Annotated in this window: 20 protein-coding genes and 1 pseudogene; 3 read left to right on the top strand and 18 right to left on the bottom strand. The window is 57.9% G+C overall.

Annotated features, from left to right (window positions below; genetic code table 11):
* Positions 1-777 precede the first annotated feature (777 nt).
* The 5 genes and pseudogenes from GDA65_15905 to GDA65_15885 all read right to left on the bottom strand — a co-directional run bounded on the left by GDA65_15905 (position 778) and on the right by GDA65_15885 (position 4,283).
* A pseudogene (locus GDA65_15905) lies at positions 778-2,059 on the bottom strand (IS256 family transposase).
* Between the two features lie 191 nt (positions 2,060-2,250).
* On the bottom strand, positions 2,251-3,054 hold the full coding sequence (locus GDA65_15900) for an alpha/beta fold hydrolase (GenBank protein MBA5864179.1): 804 nt from the start codon (positions 3,052-3,054) through the stop codon (positions 2,251-2,253).
* A gap of 113 nt (positions 3,055-3,167) precedes the next feature.
* On the bottom strand, positions 3,168-3,584 hold the full coding sequence (locus tag GDA65_15895; GenBank protein ID MBA5864178.1) for a tetratricopeptide repeat protein: 417 nt from the start codon (positions 3,582-3,584) through the stop codon (positions 3,168-3,170).
* Positions 3,585-3,707: 123 nt separating this feature from the next.
* A complete protein-coding gene (locus tag GDA65_15890) occupies positions 3,708-3,923 on the bottom strand; it encodes an RNA-binding protein (protein MBA5864177.1) in 216 nt (71 codons plus the stop codon).
* A gap of 69 nt (positions 3,924-3,992) precedes the next feature.
* The gene (locus GDA65_15885) at positions 3,993-4,283 is read right to left on the bottom strand and encodes a hypothetical protein (GenBank protein MBA5864176.1); all 291 of its coding nucleotides are present in this window, start codon (positions 4,281-4,283) and stop codon (positions 3,993-3,995) included.
* Positions 4,284-5,042: 759 nt separating this feature from the next.
* Here GDA65_15885 and GDA65_15880 point away from each other — a divergent pair.
* Positions 5,043-5,702, top strand: coding sequence for a hypothetical protein (locus GDA65_15880; GenBank protein MBA5864175.1), 660 nt, complete (start codon positions 5,043-5,045; stop codon positions 5,700-5,702).
* Between the two features lie 294 nt (positions 5,703-5,996).
* Positions 5,997-7,277 (top strand): hypothetical protein, encoded by a 1,281-nt coding sequence (locus tag GDA65_15875; protein ID MBA5864174.1) that lies wholly within the window; start codon positions 5,997-5,999, stop codon positions 7,275-7,277.
* Positions 7,278-7,388: 111 nt separating this feature from the next.
* Here the strand turns inward: GDA65_15875 and flgB are convergent, their stop codons facing one another.
* The gene (gene flgB, locus GDA65_15870; GenBank protein MBA5864173.1) at positions 7,389-7,922 is read right to left on the bottom strand and encodes a flagellar basal body rod protein FlgB; all 534 of its coding nucleotides are present in this window, start codon (positions 7,920-7,922) and stop codon (positions 7,389-7,391) included.
* Between the two features lie 577 nt (positions 7,923-8,499).
* Here flgB and GDA65_15865 point away from each other — a divergent pair.
* Positions 8,500-9,786, top strand: a complete 1,287-nt coding sequence (locus tag GDA65_15865; protein ID MBA5864172.1) for an IS110 family transposase — start codon at positions 8,500-8,502, stop codon at positions 9,784-9,786.
* Between the two features lie 92 nt (positions 9,787-9,878).
* Here the strand turns inward: GDA65_15865 and GDA65_15860 are convergent, their stop codons facing one another.
* The 12 genes from GDA65_15860 to GDA65_15805 all read right to left on the bottom strand — a co-directional run.
* Positions 9,879-10,376, bottom strand: a complete 498-nt coding sequence (locus tag GDA65_15860; protein ID MBA5864171.1) for a transposase — start codon at positions 10,374-10,376, stop codon at positions 9,879-9,881.
* Positions 10,343-11,290, bottom strand: a complete 948-nt coding sequence (locus GDA65_15855) for an IS110 family transposase (GenBank protein MBA5864170.1) — start codon at positions 11,288-11,290, stop codon at positions 10,343-10,345. Before GDA65_15855 ends, GDA65_15860 begins: the two co-directional genes overlap by 34 nt.
* A gap of 319 nt (positions 11,291-11,609) precedes the next feature.
* Entirely contained in the window at positions 11,610-12,176 is a 567-nt protein-coding gene (locus GDA65_15850) for a hypothetical protein (GenBank protein ID MBA5864169.1), read from the bottom strand.
* Positions 12,177-12,217: 41 nt separating this feature from the next.
* Positions 12,218-12,883: a response regulator gene (locus tag GDA65_15845; GenBank protein ID MBA5864168.1), complete on the bottom strand. Its 666-nt coding sequence runs from the start codon at positions 12,881-12,883 to the stop codon at positions 12,218-12,220.
* On the bottom strand, positions 12,867-14,354 hold the full coding sequence (locus GDA65_15840; protein MBA5864167.1) for a hypothetical protein: 1,488 nt from the start codon (positions 14,352-14,354) through the stop codon (positions 12,867-12,869). The genes GDA65_15845 and GDA65_15840 overlap by 17 nt, the downstream gene beginning before the upstream one ends.
* Complete coding sequence (locus tag GDA65_15835; protein MBA5864166.1) at positions 14,355-14,840, bottom strand: four-helix bundle copper-binding protein; 486 nt, start codon at positions 14,838-14,840, stop codon at positions 14,355-14,357.
* Positions 14,841-15,260: 420 nt separating this feature from the next.
* Complete coding sequence (locus GDA65_15830; protein ID MBA5864165.1) at positions 15,261-17,312, bottom strand: heavy metal translocating P-type ATPase; 2,052 nt, start codon at positions 17,310-17,312, stop codon at positions 15,261-15,263.
* Positions 17,313-17,538: 226 nt separating this feature from the next.
* Entirely contained in the window at positions 17,539-18,750 is a 1,212-nt protein-coding gene (locus tag GDA65_15825) for a hypothetical protein (protein MBA5864164.1), read from the bottom strand.
* A gap of 24 nt (positions 18,751-18,774) precedes the next feature.
* Positions 18,775-19,242, bottom strand: coding sequence for a c-type cytochrome (locus GDA65_15820; GenBank protein MBA5864163.1), 468 nt, complete (start codon positions 19,240-19,242; stop codon positions 18,775-18,777).
* A 33-nt stretch (positions 19,243-19,275) separates the two neighbouring features.
* The gene (locus GDA65_15815; GenBank protein MBA5864162.1) at positions 19,276-19,986 is read right to left on the bottom strand and encodes a hypothetical protein; all 711 of its coding nucleotides are present in this window, start codon (positions 19,984-19,986) and stop codon (positions 19,276-19,278) included.
* 39 nt (positions 19,987-20,025) lie between these two features.
* Positions 20,026-20,202: a YHS domain-containing protein gene (locus GDA65_15810; GenBank protein ID MBA5864161.1), complete on the bottom strand. Its 177-nt coding sequence runs from the start codon at positions 20,200-20,202 to the stop codon at positions 20,026-20,028.
* A gap of 72 nt (positions 20,203-20,274) precedes the next feature.
* A partial coding sequence (locus tag GDA65_15805) for a copper resistance protein B (protein ID MBA5864160.1) occupies positions 20,275-20,649 on the bottom strand: 375 nt, incomplete at its 5' end.

The raw sequence follows: 20,649 nt of genomic DNA, 5'->3' as shown, positions 1-20,649 counted from the left end.
TCGGCCTGTGCTTATTGTCCTTGGTTATACTGGTTACGGAGTGTTTTCCTAGTCCACTTCCCATCCCACCTCACGGCACGTAAAAGAGAGTGCTGTCAGACATATGGTCATCACTGCGCGTCATGCTCTTCCTCCTCTCGACTCTTGCAGCATCGCTACGGACACAATGGGCTCCCTCTTTGTTGCACTCGTTTCTACCTTTGCATCATTATAGTCTCCAGAATGAAGCGTCATCTGAGGCTGTGGCGCCACGAAAGGTCACAGGGCGGCCAGAGACGGTGCTATTGGATCAGTTGGACATTGCGCAAGCGCAGGAAACGTTCAGATGCGGCCTGCCAACATTGATCTTCTGCCTTCACGGAATTAGTGGCCATGGCGTCTCGTTCAGAGCAAGGTTGTGCGAAAGACATGAGCGGAGACCGTGATGTCAACTCCCATGCACGTCTATAAAGATATTGCCGCTCGCTACGGGGTCGACGTAGCCTCACGCGAGGGCTCTCAACCATTTTTTCAACCACGACCTCCCGCAACTCCCCGCTGAGATTCAGCTCGCCATTGCGCAAGAGCTGCGGAGCGAGAGGGGGAAACGGTTCGATAAGAGGATCCAATGGATCAGATTGTCGCATTTACTGCATTGATTATCAGAACAGGACTCATTGCAAAGGTATTTCCCAAAATCATGACCAAGATATTTGACCACTACCCCCAGCATTTCTCCCCAACGCACAAATCTGGCCCAGAAGACGAGATATCGTCAAGAGTTGTGGATGAGGGTGATCAAGCGGCCACCCTTCCAGTGTTATTCTCTGCTCGGTGCTCCGGTCGTTCCACTAACTGCCCATCCTTGAAGGCGACGCCCGCGCGGACGAGCGGGAGGAGGTCGTGCGCATCGAGCCGACGTCAGGTACGTTGCGCGGCCTCCAGCAGCTTGAACGCCATCGTCAGTCCCGCGGTGCGCGAGCCGGCCCCTTGGTCACTCGCGTGCGGAGCTTCACCGTGGCGAAGGTGGACTCAATTGGGTTGGTGCTCCCGAGATGCTTCCAGTGCGCGGCCGGGAAGTCGAAGTGAGTCAGGAGCCGGGAGACGTCGGTGACTAGGGACTTCACGGCTTTGGAATACTTCGCCTCATAGTCCTGGGCGAATCGATGGATCGCGGTTTCGAGTGGCCCGGCTCTCCGCATACATCATCGCGTGTAAGGCTCGTTTGGCCTGGGGCTGGAGCCGGGTAGGAGTTTATCCAGCACGTTGGCAATGCGGTGCACCCAGCAGCGTTGCTCCCGCGTCTCGGGCCAGACGTTTCGCAAGGCGGCCCAGAAGCCGAGCACCCGTCGCCGATGGCGACGGCTGGGGGCGGCATGCCACGGGCCTTAAGGTCGCGCAGCACGGCGAGCCAACTCACCGTGCTCTCGTGATAGCCATCCTCGATGCGATCACCTCCTTGGTCCCATCGGGGCGCGCGCCGACCACGACTAAGGCCGCCAAGCGATCATCTTCCAGCCGAATGTTGAAATGGACCCCGTCCACCCAGATAGAGATGAAGTCGCGATCGGCAAGAGAGCGGCGACGCCACTGGTCATACTCGGTCCGCCAGGTGGCCGTCAGCCGCGTGATCGCTGCGGGTGAGAGCCCGGCCGCGTCCTCCCCCAGCAGCACCGGCAGGGCCTCCTGGAAGTCTCCACTGGACAAACCATACAGGTAGAGCAGCGGCAGGACCGCACTGACCTTGGGGGAGCGGCGCACATAGGGCGGCAGGATCTGGTTGGTGAACGTGTGCCGGACTCCGTCGACGTTCCTCGATCATGCACACGAGGCACTCGAATCGTCATCGTTCCCGCTCCCACCTCAGGCGACGCGGCCGAGCCTGCCCGTTGCGGACGACCAAGGCATGGCCGCGGGGGGCGCGGGCGTCACGGTGCTGCTGCCAGTACTCTTCCACTTCGATCTCCAAGGCTGCCAGAATCATGCGGCGGGCCTCTTCTCGAGCCAACTCGTCCAGCGCCGTCGCCACCGCCTGTTCACGCTCTTGCGCTCCCTCCGACGTTCGGACTATCGTCATCATCGGCGTGCCTTTCCCCGGTCTGCCAGCCGGTGTGTTCGGGTGTTGTTCACCCAGAAAGGTACGCCACCTATTCACCTCGTTCCACAACTTCTGACTATATCTCAGTCACCTTACGAACCGAGTGTCCTGAGATCACGGCGATCCAGATGTCGGGTCATGACGTGCCTTGATGTTGATCTCTCGCATACAGTCTATCCAACCGGACCCTCCTTGCAGGTGTGCGCGTCATCGTCCCCTGGGAAGGCAGGCCCCTTTAGTCGCTTTGCTTCAGCGCACTGGTTCAGAAACTCAAGGAGTAAGGCATTGAACTGGTTCGGCTGCTCCAACATGGGACAATGGCCGCAATTGTGTACTTTCCTCAGCGTCCCCTGTTTTACCAGGCGAATTTCATGCTCCCATTCCTCCACCGGCGTCACGCGATCATGAACTCCCCAAATCATCAACACAGGACAGTCGAGGTGAGGAAGGATGCCGCGCACGTCATAGTTTCGCGCCGCTCTGAGCGCCCGGGCGATGTTCACGAGGACTTTCCGATGAGCCAGAAGCTTAAATGTGGTTTCGATTCTTTCGTCGGTCAGGCAAGCTCGGTCGTAGCAGAGTAGGTCAGCGACGGCATAGGCGGATTCGACGGTGATGGCTAGTGGCGAATTTGCCGTAGCATTCTGAGGAGACGGTAGACCGGGCGCGCCGCTGATGACCAGCGCCTTCACGCGTTTCGGAAAATGGAAGGCAAAGTCCAGCGCCGCCAACGCGCCGAGAGAATTTCCGCAGAGTACTGCCTTCTCGATACGGCCTTGATCCAAGTACCGACTGACATGGCCTCGCAAATTGGAGATCAATGTGTCGCTGAACGGGGAACCGAGATTGAGCAAGGCCAAGGGGTCAGGGACCGCCAGCACCCGATACCCCTGTGCTAAGAGGCACGTTCGCGTGCGGTCCCACATCCACGCCCCGGCAAATAACCCCGGCAATAAGACGACGCTCGCGCTACTCATCCTTGCCCATAGATGTTCTCCCCCCTCGGCTCCACTCTCTCATTAGCGCATTCTCTAAACGGCCCTCTCCTGGCATTCACCTTCCTCCCACGAAATCGGAGGATGTCCGTTCATTAATGACTATGGCTGTGTCCGTCGGACATACCCGAAAATCCGTCCTGCCTGGATGGCACCTTCACTTTCGTTAACGGAGGTGCGTTCTGTATCACATCGTTCTCAGGCGCTAACGCAGCCGCCTTCAGGAAGTGCGTCTTGGCCTCGGCATCCTTTCCTTGCCGATATAACACCATGCCCAGGTTGTAATGGGCTTCCGCGAGCGACGGCGCTGCCTTGACTGCTGCCTCAAATTGTTCCTTCGCTCGGTTCCACTGCTCTTGCTTGTACGCTTGCATCCCTGCTTCGTTGTGCCGCGCGGCCAAGCCATCTGCGGTTGACGGCGCAGACAACAGCGGGCCTTGCCATAACTGACATCCACTGCCTACCGCGGCGACTAAAAAGAGCACGAAGACTGTGCCGGCTCGAATGGTCATTGCTAAACTCCCTTCCTCGGAAACCAATTATCGCGATCTTGGACGCGGACCATAACGACGAACGAATGAGGTCCGTGGCCCTCTCCTGGTCACTCATGACCAATTTCTTGGTGTACACTTCTCTTATTGTGAGAAGCTGACGATGAGAGAGTTCCCTTCGAGCCATGTTCGATGGAGAGCGTTTGAGGCTACCTCCACAAATCCATACCGAAGCGATTCTTGTCTAAGGTCCCTGACTACTCTCGCGGATATCACGCGCCCATGGACAGCAAAAAGGTTGTAGAGATCTTGATCTGTAAAGGCCTCCGGGAAGCCCTCAACGAACAGTAGCGTTGCCATCCGTCCTCAACGGTTGTCCTGTCAGCGAAGTCACCCCAGACAACCGCGTCCGTGCCGGTATTCTTCATCTTAGGCATGGGGCTGATGTCTTTCCGGATGTTGAAGATAATGAAGCGCCTTCTCCTTCCACGTGTCGGCTTTCCCGCCCGGTGGGAGGTAGCCGAGAAAGTTGTCGCCCTGGTCGCAGAATGAGAGGGTGCAATCGAGACCCACGACCAATCGCACCCTTTCCTCATGGACCAGCGCCCAACAAGTCAACGGAGCAATCCAGACCGGATTATTCCTGTTGCGGTCAGGACGAATGGCATAGACGGCATGCCAGCCGTCGGCGGGACTGATTTGGAGAATTCGTCTTGCCATGTGACTTCTCCTTGCTGCCTGAGTAAGAGCGATTCGTTCGTTCACGCAACCGTTCCGCCGGCATCGCGAACGCCGGGCACAGCACCCCAACGCCAGTCCATGACAGTTCCTCGCCCGACGCAATATCCAAACGTCATCCCTCTGACGCCGATAGCCGTAGGCCCTCAGCAGCGTCCCGGCCTCTTGGGCACCATTACTTCCAGGAACGACAAACGTTCCTCCCTTGATGAACGTGGTCAGTGCGTCGATGGACTGCGCCTGTGAAGGTGTCGAGACGCGTCACGCAAAGTGAACGCGAATCGACCGCGGGCTACCTTCACTAAAGGCAGCCGCCGCTAAGAGAGCTGCTAGAGAATCGTCAAGACTGGAAGCGTGGAGGATGAAACGGTGAGTGCGGAGGGACCAGTTTCGGACCCACAAAAACAACCGATGTGGCAAGCCCTAGAAGACTCAACAGCAAGAGAAGCATTGACAAGTCGATTGAAATCATGCAGGTAGCACACGAAGCGGTGTCGTCATGGTGCATGTGACCCGAGTGGTGCGGACCGCTTCCCATTACTGGGATCATGCACAGTAGCAAGAGAGACAGCAAGCACACGAATACCACGTTGAGCATGGCGCATGATACGCTGTGACCAGAAAATGTCAAGGAGCTTTTTGCTGAATCATGTTCTAGGCAGACAAGCCATTGCATTGAGCCTGCCACTCATTCTTCAGCTGTTCACATGTGTACTTGCGCCGGCCTTAAGTGCAACCGACATGCTCTCTGGTCAGCATGACACCCCTACCACGGGGGCCGGCATTTGGGAGGGATCATCGGAAGGCAAAGCCTATTCAGAGTTCAACCACCAGCTAGCCGGATGGAGCGTCATCCTGATAGGACTGAGCGAGATACTAAGCACCAGAAAGTCGCCCTTCCTAGGAAAGGGCCGTTTCTTACTCCCCCTCAGCATGTTAGGGTTCGGGGGGTATCTGCTGGGTTGGAGCGACCACGATGCCTGGCCGATCGGTCCTCGATCGTTTGCTGACACATTCTTTTCACGAGACTGGGAAACAATCCAGCACAAGGTTTATGCGATCTTGCTTGTCGCAGTCGGCACTATTGAACTCGTGCGAAGGTTGGGGCGGATCGCACCCCAAGGCTGGGCTGTTCCGCTGCCCGCCTTTGCCATCGTCGGAGGGATGATGTTGTTTCTGCACAGCCATGGTCCGCATCCGTCGGCCCACACGATCGCCTTTCATCATGCGGTGATGGGCACCATGGCCGTCGCTGCCGGCGGCTGTAAACTCATTGGAGACAACGCTCGTGGACTGTTCTCCCGGCGTCCGACCGCCACACAGAAGAGGAACGGCTGGGAGTTCGTCTGGGCAAGCCTCATTCTGCTCATCGGCTTCCAGCTGCTCATGTACAAGGAGTAGCGAACCATCGCGAATGGATCTGGCGGTACAAGGTTCCGCTCTGGTTGGGAAGTGCCCTGCAATCCGTCCACTGACGATGAGTACCGCTCCTCGCTCAGCTTTGTTGAGTCAGACGCTATGTCCGTCCTTTCGATCGGCCGGCCCGGACTAGCTACGAGCAGCGATCGTCAGGTATATTCGGCCCAATGAAACGTGGATGATATTGACAACTCCTCGTTCAATGGCCAATCTTTCGCCCCCGGCGTTTGACAATAGCTTAGTGCCGCTTGTACCACAGCATTCGAAGGGGACGGGATGGAATTGACGATACTCACCGAACTCATTGACCGTTATAAGGCAGACAAGGAATCGGTCTACAACACCTGGTTCATCAGCAGCGAGGACCGGTTAAAAGCCTTCCGTGCCATTCGACAAGGTGTGCAAGACACCGTCGATAGTATTACGGCCGGAACATTCGGCACGGATTTCAAAGGATCACCGTTGGAGGTCGTGCTCGCGGCCATTACCGAACAAAAGCAGGTGTTTGAGGGGGCCGCTCATCCGTTTTTCTGGAAGCCCAAACTCCGCATCCCGGACATCTATGAAAATGAGAACAACAAGCGCACATTTGCCGCCTTTCTCCAGGCATGCCTCGCGGCGACACGCGAGGAGCAAGTCTTAGCCGAAATGAGCCGGCTCGCGGCCGCGCAGATTAAAGGTCTGGGGCCGGCTGTGGGCAACATCGTCTATTTCTTACATCCGACTATTGTCCCGCCTTTCAATACGGCAATGGTCAACGGTTTCAACGCCTTGTTCGGTGACAAAAAGAAACTCGGCTCATGGGAGAGTTATCTGGCCATGCGCGAGGTCATTATGCGCACGAACGCCGCTATGCGCGATCGTCTCTCCAAAGATCTGGGCGCTTTCGCTGGATTACTTTTTGAGCTGGGCACCGGTCGCTTATTGGTTGAAGGCAATGTGCAGGTTGTCCTGGCAGCCGAGAAGACGAAGGCCGAGAAGGCGGCTCGCATGCGGCATGCAGATGTTCTGTCGGAGCAGAAGGAAGAGAGCGAACACACGCGGATCCAATACTTGCTCATCAAAATCGGCCGCGCCCTGAAGTACGCAGTGTATGTGGCTCGCAATGACCGCCATCGCTCGCATGACGGTCAGTCGTTTACCCTGTTAACCGTGCCTGACCTGCCTCTCTCAGGCTGCTCATCGGATGTCATGGACACCGTGAGCCTGATCGACGTGATCTGGTTGAGACCGGAGACTGGAGAAATCGTCAGTGCATTCGAGGTGGAAAAAAGCACGTCCATTTATTCCGGCATCCTCCGTTTAGAGGATTTGGTGCGCTCGATTCCCCAGGGTACCTGCACGGTCTACCTCGTGGCTCCGCGCCACCGGGAGAAAGAGGTCATGGCGCAGTTTGCGCGCCCGGCCTTCCGTAGGGATTTGGCCGATATTGCTTTCGCCTTCATTCCCTTCGACGAGCTCTGCCAACACTGCGAGGCGTTGTGTAAATTTGGTGAAGATCGCTCAATCCTCGACAAAATCGCGCGTACCGCAACGTTCGGAGGCACGGTTCACTAACAACCTGTACTGGCGTCACACTGAGCCTTCAGGAGCTGAGGAAAGAGGAATTTCGGCGCGAAGCTGCGAGGCTGGAGACAATTTCGACTTTTGAATGTTTTGTTTCGACAGTTAGCGACCTTCGCGGATAGCGCTGAGCAAGCCTCGAAATTCCCTCGCGATAATCTGGGCGGCGGTATTGTATTGCAGCGCATTATCGGATAATTTTGCCATCTCCATTTCCAAATTGACTGAGTTTGCGTCCAGTGGCAAATCCCCGCTCGGCGCGTCGACGATCTGCCCGCGCACCGGTGTTCCGAAGCCCAATGAATTTTGATGACCCTCGTGAGTGACGCGTACCGATAGGTGCCCTGCTTGCTGGCTAGCAGCAGCCAAGGCATCCTGAAACCGCAGCTCTTTGGCACGATAGCCGGGAGTCTCTTCATTGGCGATGTTCGAGGCAATAACTTGTTGGCGAGCCGCTCTCAGGTCAAGAGTCCGCTCGAGGATCTTCATCGTGTCGCCAAAGATGTCCATGGATTCCTCCTCCAACATCCGAATAGGTAACTGGAGCGACATCCTGTCGCACTGGGTAGCGACTAGCCATCCCGCTTCAGAGTGAGAGCACTGCGCAGCATCGGTTTCACAGAGCTTACGCTGTCCCACTGTGCTAATGCTTCGAACGCATCCAATGGATGACAAGCAAATTGTAGGCCATCGTTTAATGAGGCTGGCAAGGCGTACGTATGGTATTTGATCGAGAGCAGCCTTGCACGAGCGTCAACGGACCGTCACGCGCAACCTACCCATTGGTCAAACTCATGACATTCGGACGGGAAGGGCAAAGTACAGATGTCTTGCCCTGTCATAAGCGTGGCACGACCTTCCCCCATTTGTTACACCACCGCCAACGAAGTTGACTCCTGTGCCATGTGGGCCCGTTTTGCTAGGTGTTGATGAACTCCTGGGAGGTCACATCCCAAATGGAGCCTGTGCGTCCACTCCTCATTGTATTCCCGCCGCCCGGCTTCGATCACGAGCTGCGCTTCCCGTCGCGTCAGAAACCAGTTGCTCGTTGAGACACTCATCTCGAAACTTGCCGTTGAGCCGTGCTGGGCCGCCCAGGCATCCAACGCCATGCCGGCGAATTCAGGGCCGTAGTATAAGCGGAACCAGCATCATCATTCGTGCAGAGCTCCACTAGAATGCCGCGCAGCAACTCACTCTAGGAGGAGGGCATCCGATGATCGCGAGTTCTACAACCACACAGAATGGTACCTTCGTGGCGATTGATGTGGCGAAATTGGTGCATGAAGTGTTGGTGAAGCCATCGACCGGACGCCGACAACGATGGCGAGTCAGAAACTGCCTGCCAGACTTTGTGGCATTACGCGACCGGCTCCACGCTTTTCAGCCGCCGGTCCTCATTGGGTTTGAAGCCACGGGCAACTACCATCGCCCCCTGGCCTATTATCTGAGCCAATGCGGCTTCGAGCTACGCCTGCTTTCCTCCCTCGCGGTGGCGCGCACGCGGGATGCGCTCTACAACTCCTGGGATAAGAATGATCCGAAGGACACACAAGTCTTGCTCCATTTGCTCAAAACCGGTGTGACCCAGCGGTATCACGATCCGCTCGTGCACGCCATGAATGATCTGCAGGAACTCGCCCAGACCCACTATCAGATCTCGCTGCGGAAGGTGCAGGTCCAGCATAGCATCATGACCCATTACCTCCCGTTGTATTTCCCGGAGGCCGAACGGTACTACACGAACTCGCGCGCGCAGTGGTTTACGCAACTGCTGCATCGGTTTCCCTGTCCCGCCGCTATCACCCGCTATTCCCAGGATGTATTTGAGCACGAGGCGTGGACGGTGGTAGGCCGCAAAGTCAATAAACGCGGGTTCCTTGCTGATCTCTACGCCACTGCGAATCAGAGCATTGGGCTCGCCGTGGCGGAAGACTCCGAAGCCATTCAGATGTTCCGTGTCATGCTGGCGGAACACCAGCACCTGTGTGCCACCCGGGCCGCGATTGAGCACCAGGCCGACCAGGCGCTTCAGTCCCATCCCGACTATCACCGGCTCCGCACCTTACCGGGCGTGGGGCCGATTCTCGCCCTTACGATTTTGGCCGAAGCCGGGGACCTGCGCCGGTTTCCGCATCACCGACAATTCCTCAAGTTCTGCGGGTTCGATCTCAGCACGCAGCAGTCCGGCCAGTTCCGTGGGATAAGCCGGCTGTCGAAGCATGGGAATGCGCGACTCCGCTATGCCTTCTGGATGGCTGCCAATGGGGCGGTCCGGATGCGTCAGAATACGTTTCGCGAAAAGTATGCGCGGTATATCAAGGCCGATCCTCAGAATCCGGATCGGAAACGTAAGGCCCTCTGTGCCGTCGCCGCCAAAGTGGCACGCGTAGCCCATGGCCTGATCAAGACGGGGACCGACTATCGGCCGTACTTTGAGGCACTCCCTCCCAGTGGAGCACTCCGTTCGCGTGGGCCGTCGAGGCAGGCACTGACCTCGTAGATAATGCTCGGAGCTTCCACTGGGGCTGCCTGCTGTGTGAAGTACGGTCAAGGCCTGAACGAGGACCTTGTATCACTATGGTGAGCAGTGCCTCACAAACCGTGGAAGACCATTGGGGGGTGTGGGCCGATTCGTGCAGAGTGGCCGTTCCGACGGCACAGGAGAGATCTGTCCGCACGGCGTGCTTGCTTTCCGCCTATAGTACGTTGTCGAGGATCACGGTCTCCCACAAGCAGCGCTTGGATGTCCAGCGCCTGCTCCGCCACCCTCTGCTTCAACCGCCGGTTTTCGTCTTCGAGCTGGCAGAGTTTCTTCACATCGATGACTTCCAGGCCCGCATGTTTCGCCCGCCACTTATAGCACGTGGCGTCCGAGATCCCGTGCTTGCGACAGAGCTCTGGGCCCCCATGCCCGCTTAGGCATCCTTGAGCGGCAATGATCTGTTCCTCCGTGTGCCGTTTCCGGGTCATGGCCCCCCTCCCCTGAGGCCCACTCAGCACAGTGGCACTTCCAAGCGAATGGTCTAGTGTTCGGGGGGAAGCAACTGTCTTTGATGTCAAGCATGTTGCACTGGTGGTTCCGCCCGCCATGGAGTCCGATGTTTCACCATCGCATTGAGTATCGTCACCAACTTGCGCATGCAGGCGGTCAACGCGACCTTCTTGGCTTTGCCTGCAGTACACAGGCGGTGATAGAAGGCTTTGATCACCGAGTTATAGCGGGTGGCGACCAAGGCCCCCATGTACAGCACCGCCCGGACGTGCGCACGGCCACCCCAGACCGTACGTTTCCCGCGCAGGGTCCCACTATCCCGGTTGAGTGGCGCCACACCGGCCAGCGCGGCAATTTGCTTGCTGGTCAAGGCCCCGAGCTCTGGCAGTTCAGCCAACAAGGTCGTGGTCAACACGGGCCCCACGCCCGGCACACTCCGCAATAGGTCGTCTTTCTCACGCCAGACAGGACTGTTCTGAATGGCCTGTGTCAACTGGACATCCGTCTGTGCGAGTTCTCGTTTCAGCCAGGCGATGTGGGTTTTGAGGCTCTGACGGATCGCCGTCTGGGCTCCACCGAGGCGATTCTTTTCCGCCGTCAACATCTCGATGAGTTGCCGCCGCCGCGCCAGGATTGCCGCCAAGGCCACGCTCTGCTCGTCAGGCAACGGCCGTGGTGCCGGCCGCATCACCTCCGCAAAGCGTGCCAAGAGGTGGGCATCCAGCCTATCCGTCTTGGCCAGCTTCCCGGCGGCTTTCGCAAAATCTCGCACCTGACGGGGGTTCACGACCACGACCGGCAAGCCCGCGGCAGCCAGGGCCCCGGTGAGCGGCAGTTCCAGTCCACCAGTCGCCTCCAGCACAATCAGCGTGGGCGCCAGGGGTTGCAGGTACTTAACGACCTGCACAATCCCCGTCTCATCATGTGGCAGCCCGAGGGATCCCTTGGGGCGTACGGCCACGTCCAACTGAGCCTTGGAGACATCAATACCAACAAACACCAGTGGCTTCATGGGACTGTCCTCCCTTGTGGCCCGTCCTTGCATAATGCGGGCTCTGTGGCCCACGCAACTGTTCGGGCTCATGGATGGGCAGGGCGCGATGACCCCGCTTCCCCGCGGTCTTCGTAAACCTTGGTCACGTCGGTCTATCGCGCCCCAGAGAACGATAAAAGACATCTTTGAGGAAGCGGGAGCAAGATACAAGGTCACTGGAGCCGATCGCGTACAAAAACTCGAGGAATTGGGAGGGTGAAGCACCCTACCCCCCTCGATGAAACCTGTACGACGCTTCCTTGAGCATCCAACCGTTGCATAACCATCCATCTCCCGGTCATGGCTTAATATAAAGATAGCCTTCCTTCTGCAGATCTGCGATGCGCTTCACCGCCACCGGATGAAGCGTGGCGACAAATCCCTTCGCCAAATTGTCAAGGGTCTTGCCGAACGCCTTCATCGAGACCTGGCACATCTCTGCTTTCGCCCCCTTCTCGATAATCTGGTCGAACCGTTTCGTCATCTCCGCATCCATCTTGTCCTTCTCGAACAATTCCAAGGCCGGTCCATGCACGACCAGTTCGACATCGATCTTGTCGGGCCCCCCTTCCGCATCAATGTGCTTGCTGATGAGAGCCAGCGCGTACTTCGCCACCTCGGGATCTTTTCCGTCGACGTGGTAGAGCACCTTCGTCTTCCCCTGCCCTTCGCCTGCTATCGCTTGAACCTGACTGAAAGGCAACGCCAACACGACTGCGAGAGCGGAGACAATCACCAACACCTGTGTGCGACTCATTAGCCTCAACATGACAACCTCCTTAGTATGATTAGCGCGATGTAAATCGAGCTCGTGCGCGTATCGTACGGCGCATGCAGATGGGCGGATAGGGGAAGACGCTTCCATAATGGAACAATCTTCCCCCTACTCGGCAGGGGAAGATGCCCCTACTGCTTCGACTGTTGCTGGGTGAAATACACGGCTGCCTGCGCGCGACGAGTGACCTGCAGTTTCTGGAAGATATTTTCGAGGTAGTGCCCGACGGTTTTGTCGCTCAAATTCAATGACAGAGCGATCTCTTTATTGGTCTTGCCTTCCGCGACTAAGGCCAATACCCGTTCTTCCTGCGGTGATAAGGGGTCGCGTGTCTCGTGCTGTGCTGCGCTGGACACGGAGCGCACCTTGGCGAGCACCCGCTGGGTAACAGCCGAATCCAGGATAGACCGTCCAGACGCCACCGTCTTGACGGCTTGGATCAACTGCTCGCTACTCACCTCTTTTAGGAGAAAACCATTGGCCCCGGCCAATATCGTGGCGAGCACGGCGTCATCATCCGCGAAGGAGGTCAGGAACAGTACCCTCGTGCCCTCGTGATCGGCACGAATCGTACGGCATGCGTCGATCCCGCTCCCATCCGGAAGCCTGACGTCCATCAGGACGACCTCCGGCTTCAGTCTCGCGGCTTCAGCCACAGCAGTGGCCATCGTGCCGGCTTCGCCGACGACCTGAAATGCTCCGGCTTCGGTGAACAAGGTCCGCAGGCCAATACGAAGGACTTCGTGATCGTCCACGAGCAAGAGCCGAATTCGTTTCGTTTCAGCTGGCGGCTTCATTACGCTCCTGAGGGAGATCACAGACTATCCGTGTTCCATGGCCTGGATCTGACGTGACTTCAAAGCGGCCACCCAGCGTCCTGGCGCGTTTCTCCATATTCTTCAGTCCGTGACCATGCCTGTGAACCGTGCCGGCATTGAATCCGACTCCATCATCATCCACCATCAGGGGGACCACTCCGTCGTACAGTTGAAGCGTGAGGATGGTCGTGTGAGCGGCGGCGTGACGGAGACTGTTACTCATGGCTTCGCGGGCAATAGGGAGGAGCTGCGCCGCCTGCTCCGGAGTCAATCGGTCTGCAGCCTCGGGGCTCACGTGCAATCGGAAATGAAGCTGGGATGAATGGTTCATGTCGTTGACTAATGAAGTCAGCGCCGCTTCGAATGTGGGTCCGTTAGGGATCGTAGACTCCAAACCGCCAATGTACCCCCGCAGGTCCCGGATAACCGCCTTTAGGCCCGCCACGGCTGTGCCCAACTGCATGCCAACATCTTGGTGGATGGTAGATACCAGACGTTGGCACCGTTCGAGGTTGAGGCTGATCGCGAAGAGGGACTGAATGGTGCTGTCATGCAGGTCTTGAGCCATGCGCTCGCGTTCATTGAGTATGTGGCGGATCTGGCCCTCGCTCTGACTTAGCGTTTCTTTGCCGCGGATGTTTTGTGCGAGGGATGACTGTAAGTCGAGGGTCACCTGAAAATAGCTTCGGCCAATGTATGCCAAGGCAAGTAGACAGGCCATCAGGCGTATAGAATGCCAGAACCACCAGCGATTGTCCCAGGGAATCGAATACATGAAAAAAAACTCGGCCAGACCGAAGAGGAGAGCGAGGCTCGCGAACAATGCATCTTCTGACCTCTCTGAACGGCGGAAGTCCCACAGAAAGCGCGCAGCCGCGAGCAGAAACAACACACACGCGATGCTTTGCGGGGCGACCGCTGTCGGAGTCAGCTCGCCATTCCGCACCATCTCAGGTATGTATTGAGGGAACACCAGGAACCACATTCCGACCGACAATGAACCGGTCGCGATCACCCACGGAAGCCAGCGCAGCTCAAATGTACCAGCTGGGGTATGCGCTCTCCAGACCAGCAGAAAGCCCATCCCACCGGCCAAGCTGGCCATGTTCCGAAATAGAACGAATCCGTTGCCTGGTCGTGCCATCGCATGAAACTCATCAAAAATTCCCATGCCGAGTAATCCTGCGGCAAGCGCGCAATATTTGCCAGCGGTGCATTTGTCGTGTGTGTGGAGCAACACCATCGCCATCGCAATGGCGACGAGACCTCCCACGGCCTCTATCGTAGAATGCAGCGGCTCATGCTGCCAACGCCAGTCCGGCCACGTGGCATGCAGGGCGGTGCCGGCGAGCAGCGCCCCGGCACTGCACAATATTGCGACAAGATATTGCACGAACGGGTGATTCAACATCGTTCTGCTGCAGCTCGCTCCGCAGGGCCATCTCTTCATCTATCGGCTGCGATTCCTGCAGCGACCAGTAGAAGCCCGCCTGGGTGACCGGCGTCTGACGACTTTCCACAAACGCGCGTCACCCTTTCGGTATCCAGTACTCATTCTGAAAGGAAGGCTAGATGGTTGTCGTTTGTGTCCGGGTGGGACCGCTGGGGCAGTCCGTAAGGCGCAGCCCCAACGGGACACTTTGAGCAAACAAGGGCGACCAGTCAGGCGGCGTGGACCGAACTCATTGTTCTGCACGCTCCCGCGCACCGCCGGGACTCTTGAGCAGGGTCCGCATAAGTCATGATGTTTAGCATGCCGTTCGCGTTCCTCAGCACATATATCGCAAGCTTCGGCGCAGAACTGGCACATCCGCTGAGAGAGCTCCGACGCACTGGTCATTAATGCGGCGGATTGCAAACACATTGCCGCGCAGTCCCTGCACAATCGGATACAGCGCTGCATCATCGCGATTTTATCCGCCGGCAACCCAATCATGTCATCACTGCACTCGTTGCAGATCTGTGCGCATGCGACACACGCGGCGATTCACTTCTTGGCGTCCTGATTTAACGCCGCTGATCCTGATGCATGAGAGAGCCTCCTTGTTAAAATTATCAGAAGTCGAAGTGCAAAATGAAGACCACGACAGTGCTGCGGAACTTGAAGCCACTATTGGTAAAGACTTAATAGCTGAGCCCACAAAACAAGCATCTCCCCTTCCCGCTGTTGGCCTCCGCGGCGCAATCCGTCCGTTAGGAGGACAGATTAGCCAAGGCCCACATAGGAGGTCTGTGTTTACGCAGGCTCTACACCATTACAAGAAGGATACTGCGTGCTGTCATAACTCGCGCGACAGGCTTTTACTGACAATCCGTTCTAGGCCGCTCCGTACCTCCCCCTCCCGACGCCGTTGATTCAAGTGGTTTGACGCCTGAGACTCGGGTAGCGCAGCAACTGCGCATTGAGTGCCACAATGATGGTGGACGCGCTCATCGCGACGGCCCCCACGCTCATGGGAAGATCGAATCCCCAGCGGACGAACAGGCCCCCGGCGACCGGGATGGCAACCAGGTTGTACGCGGTCGCCCACACAAGGTTTTGAATCATCTTCCGGTAGGTCGCACGGGAGAGCTCAATGGCTCCCACCACGTCACGCGGATCGCTACGCACGAGCACGATGCCAGCGGATTCGATGGCAACATCGGTTCCCGCGCCAATCGCAATACCGACATCGGCGGTGGCCAATGCCGGGGCATCGTTCACGCCGTCTCCCACCATGGCGACCCGCTTGCCGCCTGCCTGAAACCGCTTGACAGCCGCGGCCTTGTCGCCGGGAAGCACCTCAGCTGCGACCTCATCGATCCCGAGGCGCCGGGCGACGGACTCTGCCACGGGTTTCGCATCTCCCGTGATCATGGCAACTCGGATACCGAGCCGATGCAGGTCGGTGACAGCTTCAAGCGACTCGGGCCGGATCTCGTCTTCTACAGCAAGCGCTCCGAGCAGTCGTCCTTCCGCGATCACATACAGGACGGTCCTTCCTTCCGACGCCCAGGCACTCGTCACCTTCTCAACTTCTGGAGGCACCACAACCTTGGCCTCGGCCAACAGGCGCGGTCCGCCGACGGCCATGCTCTTGCCGTCCACCATTGCCCGTGCCCCTCGTCCTGCCAGCGCTTCGAAGGCGGCCGCTTGCATTTGGCGCGCACCCCGACGTTTGGCTTCTTCGACAATGGCCTTGGCCAACGGATGCTCGGAATTGGCCTCGACCGCAGCGGCTACCGCAAGCAAGTCGAACTCCGACGTCCCAGGCGCAGCCGCGATGCTGGTGACTGCGGGCGCACCGCGCGTGAGCGTGCCGGTCTTATCGAAGATCACCATGTCCAACAGGCGGGCCCGTTCGAGGGCCAGTCTATCCTTCACGAGGAGGCCATTCCGCGCCCCGAGTGAGGTGGAGATGGCGATCACCAACGGAATCGCCAGCCCCAATGCGTGGGGGCAGGCAATGATGAGGACGGTGGCTGTTCTGAGTAAGGCATGTTGCGTGTCACCCATCAACCACCAGACCACGAATGTGATCACGCCGGAAGCAATAGCCACGTAGAACAGGATGGCGGCGGCACGGTCGGCCAGGGCTTGCGTGTGAGAGCTCGACGCTTGGGCGGCGGCCACCAGCCGCATGATGCCGGAGAGGGCGGTCTGCTCGCCGACGGCGGTGAGGCGGACCCGAAGGCTCCCACCACCGGCTACCGTCCCCGCGATCACGTTCGCACCTGGCCCCTTCGAAATCAATTTCGACTCGCCCGTAATCATCGACTCATCCACATCGGCGGCGCCCTCGACGACGACGCCATCCGCCGGAACGCGGCTTCCCGGCCGGACCAGGACCACGTCATCCAGGTGCAATTCCGATAATGGAACCGTGTGGATTTCTGCGCCGGTGACCCGCTCAGCCGTATCCGGCAACAACGCGGCGAGGGCTGTGACCGCGCCGCGAGCTTGCGCAATGGCTCGCATTTCGAGCCAGTGGCCCAACACCATAATCGTGATCAATGAGGTGAGTTCCCACCACACTTCGATCGCGAAAAGGCCGAGTGTCGCAGCCAGCGATGTCCCGAACGCGACGATGATGGCCAAGCTGATGAGCGTCATCATGCCCGGCTTGCGGTCGGCCAGCTCGCCCTGGGCCCCCCGCACGAACACGAGGCCGCCATACAGGAACACGGCGGTGCCGAAGATGGCGGGAATAAATCTAGAGCCAGCGAAGGAGGGCGCCGTGTAACCCAGCCACTGCTGGACTTCAGCCGACCAGAAGACGGTAGGAATGGTGAGGGTGAAACTCAACCAAAATTTATCGCGAAACATCGCCACGGAATGGCCCGCGTGGCGGTCGTGGTTCGAATGGTCGCGCGACATCTGGTGGCCCGCGTGAGGGTCGGACATCTGTCCGTGATCATGATGTGTCATAGGGTCCATTGAAACCTCCAGCGCTTATAAGAGAGGGCTCGCCAGCTGTTCAGCACCGTCGATATCCCGCCGTGATTGCATGCTCACTGGTGGATGCGTCTACAGCATTAGAGGCCTGCGGCCCTCACCACGGATCGATGCAGAAGCGGCACCATTGGCCAAACACTTTTGCCCCACGTCGGGCATACCACTGCCTTCGATGTGGTACCCGCATGGTCGTCGGGCGCTAGAAGGCGAAATGAATGCCGACCAGGTAACGCTCTTGGCTACTTGCCGCGACGGTGTTGGGTTCCCCGATCCGCTGGACGTCCAGTCCTTCGCCGCTCACCTTAGTAAACTCAAGTACTGCCCGCACGTTTTCCGTCACATAATAGGAGGCGTGCGCAGTCACCATGGTTCCGTTGGCCTTCACGGGATTGTTGGGACTGCCGAACACCAGCCCAGTATCCTGCATCTCGTAGCGAGCGTCCAGGAAGAGTTTCTCAGGGAGCACTTCCAGGATGCCCTCGACGAGGTAGTTGCGCCGGTCCTGTTTATAGATTCCCCCAATAGCCCAGTTGTAGTAGTAGCCGAGTAAGACCTGGCCTCTACCAAAACGGAGATTCAGTGTTGCGTCCAACTGCTGCCGAGTCCGGCCATCAATGATCGGGGAGGGCTGGTCGGAATTGGCTTTCGTGTTGATATACCTGATGCCGACGATGTGGTCCCACAAGGTGTAGTTTCCCCAAGCGTAGAACCCTTGGAATTTCTTGTCCAGGTTGACCGCCGGGGTGTTCACCCCTTCCTCTCGCTCGTCATTGACGACGCCGGCGGCGTACCGCAGGCCGGACCAAAAACCGTTCAGCTCAGCACCGGTCACGTTGAACGTCACCGGCGCCAAGTACCGTTGGAAGAGCAACCGCCGTTTCTGCGACAGATAGTACTGTTCGTTCAGCATCTTGCCCGCACGTACGTTCAGCACACTGGCGGGCAAAACGTCGCTGAATTGCATCCAGACCTGCTCGTTCCCAAATGCTCCCCCTTCCGCCACCTCCTGCGCAAATTCGGCGAGAAACCCGATCTTCGGCGCAACGGTCCCGGCCGCCATGAGCTCGATTTCCTCGATCTCCGCCTTGCTGATCGTAGACCGCCGCGCTTTGGTCACGGGATCGTCCTCATGCGCGTTGAGATACTGCATGGAGCCGATCACGGAGAGGGGCAGACTCTTCAGCTCCCACGGATACTTGCCATTCTCGCCCGGCAATCGAAATCCTCGTTGCTTGAATTCCATCCCGAACTCATTCAGCAATGGAAACGGCGCATGGCAATCACTACATTTCAGCCCATGTTCCCGTGAGAAGACGGGAATAGCCGACGCCCGCCGAGCGGACGACAGCACCACGGCGGCCAACACCACGAGCATTAGTACAATGGTCACCGGTAGCAGTGGTTTCTTCATGCTCGCTCCCTTTCCAAAGCGGTCCTACCTGCCCGACTGGGCCAAGATGCGCAGATATGCGATCACCTGCCACCGCTGCTCTTCACTTAACTTGTCCTTGTATCCAGGCATCTTCGAGCCGGACTTCTTTTCGGAGATGCGCCAGAACCACCTCGTATCTGAATGCTTCTTGCTCATCGCTGGATCCGAAAGATCCGGAGCCCCCTTTCCCAACTTGGTCGGCTTGCCGTCGTTCCCATGACACCGGGCGCAGTTGACCTCCTGATTCACCTTGCCCTCGTAAATCTCCTTTCCTGCTCCAGGTGCTTTGGAATCGTCACCCATTCCTGCTGGCATGACTTTTCCGGCATACTCCGGTGGGATGGCCTCCTCAGCTCCCTCATCCGCCATCGCGAAAGCCCAGCCCAGACAGAGCAGAAATCCGATGACCACCAACGTCCTGAGCAATACACCGCGGTTCCTTGTTGTCGATCGACGATCTTTGGTTACCATTTGTCTGTTCTCCCATGTGTGAACAACAGCGGATCAAGCTTTTTCCCGAGCGAACCACATCTCATAAAGCGAGACCCCAATTTGCAATGCTAAGGATAGTCCCATCAGCACGCCTCCACCGATCACGATGTAGGCAAAGATCGGGTTATGTTTGGTAAACCACCAGGACCCAATATCCAGCCAGATGGCGAGGAAGGGAATCGCCACGAGAAGGGCCCGAACGGAGGCGGGGATCTCACTGAAGACAAAGATGAGGCTTGTCAGCACAAAGATGAAGCTCATGCCGAACAGATGAATATGGGAGGCCCGCACCAGCGACTTGATAGATTGGCCAAGGTCCACTTCAGTGTAGGTGGAGGCTTCCGCATAGGAGGTCAGTGGCGGCAACCCGGTCCCAGCGGATGCACTGTGACATTCCGCGCACGCCTGCGTGAGGATCGGCTGAATCTTCACGAAATCGGCTTCGCCCGCGCCCTGTCGTATCCACTGGATGAGCTGTTTTCTCTGCACATCGCTGAGATACTCGGCCATCGGGCCTCGCAGGGCGGCTTCGAGCTTCGTCGTATCCCGCTGTCCGTAATATTTCATGATCACAGCCGCAACGAGTCCCATCCCATGCTTCGTATGCGGTTCCACATCGATCAAATAGAGGTAAGTCAAAGCGAAGAGATAGGCGATGCCCATCGTGAGCAGAAAGACGCTCGCGAGGACTTTGAGGGGCAGCGTCAGTCTTCGGAGTGTCATGCTATTTTCCCACAGGCAACGTCCGACAGGCCGATTGCTTCAGGGTTTGCGGCCCTCGAACCCTTTCATGTACCGCTCAGGATTCTGGTCGAATTGCTCCTTGCACTCCTTCGTGCAGAAGTAATAGGTCTCCCCGTGATACTCGCTGGTGAGCGGCGCCGTGCTCTTCTCAATCCACATCCCGCACACGCGATCCATTTCTTTGTCGTGTTTCATGGACTCCCAGCTTATCATCGGTTATTGACAGCGTGCCCCAAACCGGCACAGCGTCGCGCTCCGAGCCACGTCTTAGAACCATGCCCGCACACCCACAACGAATCGCACCTGGCTGGGATCACCACCCTCTTGGCGCACCAACGTGGCCGTCTCGCCAAAGCTGCGTTCGAGTGAGACGCCGACATAAGGCGCAAATTCCCGCCGGATTTCATAGCGCAGCCGCACCCCGAATTCGAGGTTATTCAAGCCCGAGCCTGTGGTGAATTTCTCGACCCGCTGTACAGCAGCGTTGGTCTCAAGCCGGCCCTGGAGGATGAGCCGTTGGGTCAGCAACAGATCCTTCGTCAACGTCAAACGCCCGGACACGGCGCCATTCTGATCGATGAACATGGTCGCCTCCATCGCGTAACTATAGGGCACAACCCCTTCGATCCCGATCGCCGCGTG

The sequence above is a fragment of the Nitrospira sp. CR1.1 genome, assembly GCA_014055465.1.
Taxonomy (GTDB): domain Bacteria; phylum Nitrospirota; class Nitrospiria; order Nitrospirales; family Nitrospiraceae; genus Nitrospira_A.
The sequence above is the reverse complement of the archived record's forward strand: the minus strand, read 5'-3'. Positions and strand labels throughout refer to the sequence as shown.